This is a genomic window from Marinagarivorans sp. (genome assembly GCF_982758155.1).
Genome location: NZ_CEXWTU010000210.1, coordinates 1 through 8,666 on the forward strand (window position 1 = coordinate 1; position 8,666 = coordinate 8,666).

Genomic DNA, 8,666 nt, shown 5'->3' on the forward strand with positions numbered 1-8,666 from the left:
AAATAATCAATTCGCCTTTTGGGTGGGCATTATTTCTAACCCACCTGAATAGTTACAACTTTTTTAGGTTTAAAGCTTGCCCAGTAAAAAGAGCATTAATGCTTTTTGTGCATGTAGGCGATTCTCGGCCTCATCCCAAACAATGGATATGGCATTATCTTCGATCAGCTCGGCGCTGACTTCTTCGCCGCGATGAGCGGGGAGGCAATGCATGAAAACGGCATCCTTATTGGCGTGTGCCATGAGCGAGTGGTTCACCTGGAAGGCTGCAAACTTTTCTTCGCGCTCTTGCTGTTCTTCTTCTTGGCCCATGCTGGCCCAAACGTCTGTGACTACCCAATCTGCGGTGGTTACGGCTTCAACAGGGTCGTGTGTCACTGTGACGATATCCGCATGTTGCGCAACGAGTTCAGCGTTGGGCTCAAAACCTTCTGGGCAAGCGATGTGAAGCTTAAACCCACACAGTGCTGCAGCATTGATGTACGAGTGGCACATATTATTACCATCACCGACCCAGGCGACTTTTTTACCCTTTGGTGAGCCTCTGTGTTCAACATAGGCCTGTATGTCTGCGAGGAGCTGGCAGGGGTGGTACATGTCGGTGAGCGCGTTGATCACGGGCACTTGTGAGTGAGCGGCAAAGCGTTCGACAATATCATGACCAAAAGTGCGAATCATGATGATGTCGACCATGCGCGACAATACTCGAGCTGAGTCTTCGATGGGCTCGCCGCGGCCTAGCTGGGTGTCGCGAGAGGATAAAAACAACGCCGAGCCGCCGAGCTGCGTCATGCCTGATTCGAAGGATACGCGGGTGCGAGTCGATGACTTTTCAAATATCATCCCAAGGACTTGTTGTTCCAGCTGCTTATTCAGCTCGCCGCTTCGGCGCGCTTTTTTCAGGTTAATAGCAGCCGTAATAATGGTGTCTAGCTCGGCGCTGGTAATGTCTGTTAAAGATAAAAAATGGCGAATACTCATGCCTAAAGTCCTATGCATAGAATTCGTTAATGAGGTCTACAACGATGGCAATAATGTCATCTGCTTGAGTCTCGGTAAGGGTGAGGGGCGGAAGCAATCTAATCGTATTGCCCGCTGTAACGTTCATGAGTAGTTGTCGCTTGTTAGCGCTTGCGACGAGCTCGGCGCAAGGTTGATCGAGTTCAATGCCTAGCATTAGGCCTTTACCGCGAATATCTTTAACGTGCACATTCTGGTTAAGGGCTTGTTTGAATTGAGCCAGAAAGTAGTCGCCCAACTCTGCTGCGCGATTACACAGGTTGTCTTCAATAATCGTATTCACTGTAGCGAGGCCAGCGGCGCAAGCAATCGGATTACCGCCAAATGTGGAGCCGTGGTTACCGGGTTGCAATACTGTGGCTGCGGGCCCTTTTGCTAAGCAGGCTCCTAAAGGTAGGCCATTAGCTAAGCCTTTGGCTGTGGTAACAACGTCGGGCTTAATGCCTGCTTGTTGATACGCAAAGAAACTACCGGTTCGGCCGTTCCCGGTTTGGATTTCATCCAATATCAGTAACCACCCCTTGTTGTCGCATAATGTGCGCAGATTGTTCAGGTAATCAGAATCTGGGACGTGAACGCCGCCTTCACCTTGGATAGGCTCGATCATAACGGCCACTGTATTGGCGGTTGCGGCGGCTTCTATGGCGGCGATATTGTTAAAGGGAACGTGGCTAAAGCCTTCTACCAATGGGGTAAATCCGGCTTTTACTTTGTCGTTTCCTGTGGCCGTGAGTGTTGCCATAGTGCGGCCATGAAAGCTGCTTTCGGCAGTAATAATATGGGGGGCCGTGATGCCTTTATCGTTACCGTATTTACGCGCGATTTTTATCGCCGCTTCATTGGCTTCTGCACCGGAGTTTGAGAAGAATACGCAATCCATTCCTGAGATTTCAACAAGTCGCTTGGCGAGTTCAATTTGTGGGTCAACTAAGTAGAGGTTAGAGACGTGAACAAGTGTTTGGACTTGTTGGGTGACGGCTGCAGTAACCGCAGGATGGCAATGCCCAAGACCGCAAACGGCAATACCCGACAAACCATCCAAGTAGCGCGTGCCATCAACATCCCAGACATAGGGGCCTTCGCCCTTAACTAATTTGGTTGTTCTGTCGCCGTAGGTATTCATTAAGCTCATTTCCGGTTTCCATGCATAGGGCTTGAGGTGGAAGCACTTCTTTATCGGGCCTTTGGGGGTATTGCCCGCCAAAACAAAAAGGCAGCCAAGGCTGCCTTTAGGGCGTGTATTCTAGGGGGTATTTACAGTTTTGTAAATTTTACCCATTTGTTAGATGAGTTAACGCTATTGACGGCTTACGGGCCTTCGCTTTCTGCAGGCTTAGCATCTTTAGCTGGGCCGGGTTTTGGGCTGGCCGATGGCTCGTCACCGGCGAGGGCGGCGAGAACCTTTTTCTCTAGAATGCTGGCATCAATTGGCTTGATGACATAGTCGGTAATGCCTTCGACAATAGCTTTTTTGATACGGGCAGCCTCCGAGACAGCGGTAACCATTATGAAGTGGGTGTCTTGCAGGCGCGCTAGGTTGCGTACTTGCTGTTTAACTTCAAGCCCTGTTAGCTCGGGCATATCCCAATCGCACAATACGATATCGAAGACTGGTGATGCATTTTTCAGCATATTCACGGCTTCCCGGCCATCTTTTGCACGTTCAATGTGTTTTATGCCCATATCTTCGATAATACCCTCTAAAAGCATGGCTGAATCGGGATCGTCTTCAGCGATCAGAACGTGTGCTTCGGGGAGTGGAATGGCTCGTTTTTTACGTTTCTTGGGGGAGCTAGGAGGGGCTTGTGGTGTGATCGTTTTGATGGGGGTGATTTTCTCAATTTTTTTGATAGCGCTACTGAGTATACGCAACATGTTTTTGTGTTCACTCAGGGCTTTATCGTCAAGCTTACCGTCGTTAATGGTTTTAGATAGCCAAGCGCAGCGCTTGCTGACAGTATCAACGAGAAATTTTTGTTCTATTGCATCAAACATAGTCATCTCTGAATGGTATTACATTAGAGTTAACTTTAGTTCACAGAAAAGAAGTTTGCTGGCTGCTGAGCCAAAAGTGGTTCAGCAGCTAAGGTGCGGTTGGATACTATTCCCTTAAACGGAGATTATTCAAAATGCTTAGGGTTATCCGAGGCTTCAGGTTTTGAAGAGGATAAGGCCTTTTGCATATAGGCATAATAGTCATCGCTGAGTGAGCGGCTAACGTCACGACGGTCAGTACTTTTACGACGCTTGCGGTGAAATAGGTCGATGTCCATGTTTCGGCAAGGGTCGGCGTCTTCTCGGCGATCAGAGCCCTTGCGGCGATCTATAAAAAATATCGGGTGATGCATAAGGAGTTCTCTCATCATTACGGCTTATCGCTTTCAACTTTAGCGCGTTGAATAAAAAAAGCCAGTGCTTTGACGAAGAATTCGGCCAGTTGGAGGGAAAGGCTGCCAAATGGTTAGGCTGGGCGCCTCTTGGCTACGGGTTGCGACGGAGTGTCAAATAACAGTGAAAATAACTTTGCCTTTAACCTGCGGGTTCACTTATACGGCCTCGGCTCATTAGGTTCATGGCTGTGAGCTTACGCCCCCATACACAGCCGGTATCCAGTGCGTGAATACCGTGATGTTTTGTCATGCCATCTAGGGCTGCCCAATGACCAAATAGGATGCCTTGATCCCGTGTGGCGCAGTGGTTAAACCAGGGGATAAACCCTTGCGGGGCTGAACTGGCTGATTCCTTTGCGGTTAGGTTGAGCTCACCATCCGCGCCGATAAAGCGCATGCGTGTAAAGTAATTAGTGATAACCCTAAGTCGGTCGTTGCCGCTTAAAGAGTTGCGCCACGCGCTTGGTTCGTTGCCATACATTTCATGTAAAAAACTGCGATAACGTGCGTCGTCCTTTAGGCAGGTGGAGACTTCATCGGCTAGCGCGAGTGCTTGCTCTGTAGACCAAATGTGCGGAATGCCGGCATGGCTCATTATGAAGTGGTTACTGTTCTGTACTAAAGGTTGTTGTCGAAGCCATAAAAGTAACTCGGCGCAATCTTGGGCGGCGAGTACATCCTGTAGGGTGTCTTTTGAGGATAGCTTTCGGGCGCCTTCTGAAGCGGCAAGTAGATGCAGATCATGATTGCCCAGTACCACGCGAGCTTTATTGCCAAGATTCTTAATAAAACGCAATACGCTGAGGTTGTCGGGACCTCGGTTCACCATATCGCCGGCGACCCACAGGGTGTCGAACTTGGGATTGAAGTCGATACGTTTGAGAAGGCGAAAAAATGGCTTAGCACAGCCTTGAATATCACCTATTGCCCAGTCGGTCATAGTGTCAGTCTTATTATTATCGGTGTACTTAGTGTACTTAGTGTATTTGGTGTACTTGATGAATTTAGTGCAGCTTGCTGGGTTGAATCAGCGTAAAGGTTGGGATAGCGGCGTTAAAGTTTTCGCCATCGAGTGTCTGCATTTGGTAGCTGCCTGCCATTGTGCCCACGGCGGTCTCCATGACGACACCGCTTGAATAGGTGTGGCTTTTCCCGGGTTGTATTACCGGTTGCTCGCCAATAACGCCAGGGCCTTTGATTTCTTTTGTTTGGTCTTTTTCGTCAGAGATCAACCAGTGGCGACTAATCAATTGTGCGGGCGCAGAGCCTTTATTCGCAATGGTAATCGTGTAGGCGTATACGTAGCGGGATTGATCGGGTCGTGACTGTTCACTTAAGTAGCGCGTTTTGACCTGCACATTAATGGTGTCGCTCAGCTGTATTTTGTCGTCTACAAGGTCAGTCATGGTAACTCGGCTCGATGGGGGGAACATATGACTGTGTTATAGCCACTAAGGTGTACATTTTAAGTGTAAAGGCACTCAATTATGAGTGCTGTTCGTCAGGCTTATTAAACAAATAGTTAGCCAGTGTCACGTAGGTTTCGAGTGGTAACGTCTCGGGCCGGAGTGACGGATCAATATTCAGCGCTTCTAGTTCATCGCTATTGAGTAGCGTTTTGAGTGTGTTGCGCAAGGTTTTGCGGCGCTGACTAAAGGCCGTTCGTACTACGATATCCAGTGTTTTATGGTCCTCAACGGGGTGGCGCGGTTGTGCTTGTGGTGTTAATCGGACAATAGCGGAGTCTACTTTGGGTTGTGGGTCAAAGCATTCTGGACCTACATCGAACAGGTACTCAACATCACAACTGTATTGCGTCATGATACTGAGGCGGCCGTAGTTGTTCTCGCCAGCCTTAGCGGCCATACGCATAACCACTTCTTTTTGCAGCATAAAATGCATATCCCTCACCATATGGCTGTAGCTCAATAGGTGAAAAATAAGCGGGGTCGAGATATTGTAGGGTAAATTACCGACAATACGCAGTGGCCTCTCGGCGTTCCCAAGCTGAGCGAAATCAAATTTTAGGGCGTCGGCTTGGTTGATGTTAAAGGTGGGAATGTGGCCAAATTTTTCTTGCAGGATGGGGACTAAATCTCGATCTAGCTCCACCACATTGAGTTGTTCACAGGTGTCTAAAATTAACCGTGTTATGGCGCCTTTACCAGGGCCAATCTCTACCATGTTGTCGGTAGCGGCAGGGCGGATAGAGCGCACGATGTGATTGATGATACTTTCATCGTGTAAAAAGTTTTGTCCAAAGCGCTTGCGAGCGCGGTGTTGCTGTTCTGCTCGACTCATGTGCTGAGGGCCTGCTGTGTGTGAGTGGCTTTTATCATTGTTTCTGCGTAGCGAATGGCGGTGCGAAGGCTGCCTAAGTCGGCCGTGCCTTTGCCGGCAAGATCGAGTGCGGTGCCGTGATCGACTGATGTGCGAATAAAGGGTAGGCCTAGTGTGATGTTGACTGCGTTGCCGAAGCCTTTGTATTTTAATACCGGGAGTCCTTGATCATGAAACATCGCCAATACGGCATCGGCACCTTCAAGGTGTTTGGGAGTAAATAATGTATCGGCAGGCAAGGGACCGGTTAAGCGCCACTGATGCTGCCTGCGTAATTTTTCGAGTAATGGTTCGATGACGTCAATTTCTTCACGCCCCATATGACCGCCTTCACCGGCGTGCGGGTTCAAGCCGCAAACGAGAATGTGTGGCTGTACAATACCAAACTGGGTGACTAGGTCGTGATGTAAAATAGTGATGATCGATTCGAGTAATTCTTGGGTGATAGCCGCCGGCACATCTTTTAAGGGCAGGTGTGTAGTTGCCAAGGCAACGCGCAAGCCTTCGGTGGCTAGCATCATTACAACGTGTTCGCGTTGGCTGCGCGCGCACAAAAATTCGGTATGTCCGCTAAAAGGAATGCCGGCATCGTTAATAACACTTTTTTGTACGGGCCCTGTCACCAATGCCTCAAAGGTGCCATTTAGGCAATAATCAGTGGCGATTTCGAGCGTGCGCAATACGTATTGCGCGTTATCGGTATTGAGTAGCCCCGGAGTAGCGGGGACTGAAAGCGGAACATCAATAACGTGTAAGGTCTTTGGTGCCGAGCACGAGGTTGAATCGTAGGGGGCAATAACGAGATCGATCCCAAGTGCTTGGCAGGTATTTTCTAGTAGTGCGTGATTGGCCACGGCCACCAACGCAGTATTGTTTTCGCTGGCAAAGCGACAGACAAGTTCGGGTCCAATGCCAGCGGGTTCACCGGGGGTTACAGCTATCACTAACCTTGCGCCTCGGTTTTAAATTCTACGAATGCTTCATCGCGCAATTCGCGTAGCCAGACTTGAAGCTCATCCTCAAAGCGGCGGTTGGTGAGAATATTACGCGCTTTATTGCGTACGACAGCTTCGGTCATATCTTCATCACGCTGCTCTTGTACTTGCAGAATGTGCCAGCCAAAACGGCTGCGAAAAGGAGCAGAGATTTCGCCGACGGCGTTTTCGGCCATGGCTTTTTCAAAGGCGGGAACAAATTGCCCTGGGCTGGACCAGCCTAAATCACCGCCGGCTAACATGGAGCCGATGTCTTCTGAATGTTCTTTGGCGAGTTTTGCAAAATCAGTACCATCAAGAATTTCCTGACGAATTTTGGTGAGTTTCTTTTCGGCTTGTTCGTCGGTCAAGATGGCGGACGGCTTGATAAGTATGTGGCGTGCCAGTGATTGTTTAATCACCTGTGACTCTTCGCCGCGTATTTCATACAGTTTGATAATGTGGAAGCCTGCGGCGCTGCGCGCAGGTTTAGAGACGCCACCAGCTTCAAGTTCTGGGGCTATTTGTGCGAATAGGCTAGGGAGGTCGCTTGTTTTACGGAATCCGAGATCGCCGCCTTTGAGCGCATTGGGGCCTTTAGAGTTAGCAATAGCTAGCTCGGCAAAGACGGCACCTTTGCTAGCTTTTTGATACAGGGTTTCGGCTTTTTCTTTGGAGGCCAATATATCGGCCTCACTAGCTGATTGCGGCAATGCAATTAGGATGTGGCCTAAATGATACTCTGGCGATAACCAAAATTGTGCTTCGGCCGATTTCAAAAAATTATCAATTTCCAAATCGGATACGGTAATACGCTGAGAAACTAAACCGCGCTGAATGTTTTGAATTAGCATATCGCGTTCTATGCGTTCACGTAGCGTTTTAATGGTCAAACCTTCCATTGCGAGCTGCGCATTAAACTGCGCTTCGCTTAAACCGTTTTCGCTCATCATATTATTGATGACGTTATTGGTCTCGGCATCGTCCAAGGTCACGCCATAGCGGTGAGCCATTTGCACTTGCAGTTGTTCAACAATCAGGTGCTCTAGCACCTGCTCTTGGAGTGTGACCATGTCGGGCAGGGCCATTTTTGATCCTTGTGCCCGGGCGGTAATCACGGCAAGGCGATCAGCGAGTGTGGACTCCAGAATAATTTGGTTGTCGACAATAGCGGCAATGCTATCGATAAGCTTGGGTTCGGCGTGTGCGCTTGAGGCTGTAAGTGCAAGAGCGCAGAGCAGGGTTTTGACGTGTTTTTTCATAATCAATCCAAAGGGGTTAGCGGTCTTGGTCGTAGCCAAAAATACTGTCTTTTAAGAGGTTTTCGATACGCTTGCCAGAACTCCCAAGACCCAGTAACTCAATTTCAAAGAACAGGCCTTGGTCATAAGGGCGGTCGTATTCAGCGGTTAATGCGAGTTGTGCATCTAGCCAGCGACGTGCAACAGCGCGTATTCGGTAGCAACAGGAGTCGTATTCGAAGCCGATAAAGGTCTCAAGTTCCCGTTGTTCGTCGATGTCATAAAATGTTCGGCCCAACAAACGCCATTGATTACCCGCAGGTAAAAAGAAAGAGAGGTCCAGTTGGTCGATCTTTTGGCTGAGCTCTCCCGTGGCTAGTGGCTGCTCGCGGGCATAACGGTAGCCCAGGTTGAACAGCCAGTTGTCGTCGGTATAGTGCAAGCCATAGCTGGCGCGCATCATTTTTTTTGTTTTCGGGTTGTATTGTACGCTACCGAGCGAGCGAATTTTTTTACTGAGCGATGCGCTAAATTGACCTGCAATATCCGATTCCTGTGAGGTGTCGGATTCTTCGTTTAGACCCACGCGGCGTTCGTCAAAATAAAATAACTGGCCTAGGCTTACATCCCAGAGTGGGTCGCCATTACTGCGAAAATAACGGTGGGTTAGGCCAAGTGTCAGTTGGTTGGCATCGTCTAAG

General features: G+C 49.2%; 10 protein-coding genes. All 10 read right to left on the reverse strand.

Annotated features, from left to right (window positions below):
• Positions 1 to 69: 69 nt before the first annotated feature.
• Positions 70 to 981 carry an ornithine carbamoyltransferase gene (argF, locus tag AC3A8L_RS17275; RefSeq protein WP_487963521.1) on the reverse strand — a complete coding sequence of 304 codons (912 nt, stop codon included), beginning with the start codon at positions 979 to 981 and terminating at the stop codon, positions 70 to 72.
• Between the two features lie 10 nt (positions 982 to 991).
• On the reverse strand, positions 992 to 2,152 hold the full coding sequence (locus AC3A8L_RS17280; protein ID WP_487963522.1) for an acetylornithine transaminase: 1,161 nt from the start codon (positions 2,150 to 2,152) through the stop codon (positions 992 to 994).
• A 176-nt stretch (positions 2,153 to 2,328) separates the two neighbouring features.
• Positions 2,329 to 3,015, reverse strand: a complete 687-nt coding sequence (locus AC3A8L_RS17285) for a response regulator (RefSeq protein WP_487963523.1) — start codon at positions 3,013 to 3,015, stop codon at positions 2,329 to 2,331.
• A gap of 125 nt (positions 3,016 to 3,140) precedes the next feature.
• On the reverse strand, positions 3,141 to 3,386 hold the full coding sequence (locus tag AC3A8L_RS17290; protein ID WP_487963524.1) for a hypothetical protein: 246 nt from the start codon (positions 3,384 to 3,386) through the stop codon (positions 3,141 to 3,143).
• A 163-nt stretch (positions 3,387 to 3,549) separates the two neighbouring features.
• Positions 3,550 to 4,350: a symmetrical bis(5'-nucleosyl)-tetraphosphatase gene (locus AC3A8L_RS17295; RefSeq protein ID WP_487963525.1), complete on the reverse strand. Its 801-nt coding sequence runs from the start codon at positions 4,348 to 4,350 to the stop codon at positions 3,550 to 3,552.
• A 64-nt stretch (positions 4,351 to 4,414) separates the two neighbouring features.
• Positions 4,415 to 4,816: a Co2+/Mg2+ efflux protein ApaG gene (gene apaG, locus AC3A8L_RS17300; protein ID WP_487963526.1), complete on the reverse strand. Its 402-nt coding sequence runs from the start codon at positions 4,814 to 4,816 to the stop codon at positions 4,415 to 4,417.
• Positions 4,817 to 4,895: 79 nt separating this feature from the next.
• Positions 4,896 to 5,711 carry a 16S rRNA (adenine(1518)-N(6)/adenine(1519)-N(6))-dimethyltransferase RsmA gene (rsmA, locus tag AC3A8L_RS17305; protein ID WP_487963527.1) on the reverse strand — a complete coding sequence of 272 codons (816 nt, stop codon included), beginning with the start codon at positions 5,709 to 5,711 and terminating at the stop codon, positions 4,896 to 4,898.
• Positions 5,708 to 6,694, reverse strand: a complete 987-nt coding sequence (gene pdxA / locus AC3A8L_RS17310) for a 4-hydroxythreonine-4-phosphate dehydrogenase PdxA (protein ID WP_487963528.1) — start codon at positions 6,692 to 6,694, stop codon at positions 5,708 to 5,710. The genes rsmA and pdxA overlap by 4 nt, the downstream gene beginning before the upstream one ends.
• Complete coding sequence (locus tag AC3A8L_RS17315) at positions 6,694 to 7,986, reverse strand: peptidylprolyl isomerase (protein ID WP_487963529.1); 1,293 nt, start codon at positions 7,984 to 7,986, stop codon at positions 6,694 to 6,696. The genes pdxA and AC3A8L_RS17315 overlap by 1 nt, the downstream gene beginning before the upstream one ends.
• A gap of 16 nt (positions 7,987 to 8,002) precedes the next feature.
• On the reverse strand, positions 8,003 to 8,666 hold a 664-nt coding region (locus AC3A8L_RS17320; RefSeq protein WP_487963530.1), incomplete at its 5' end, for an LPS-assembly protein LptD.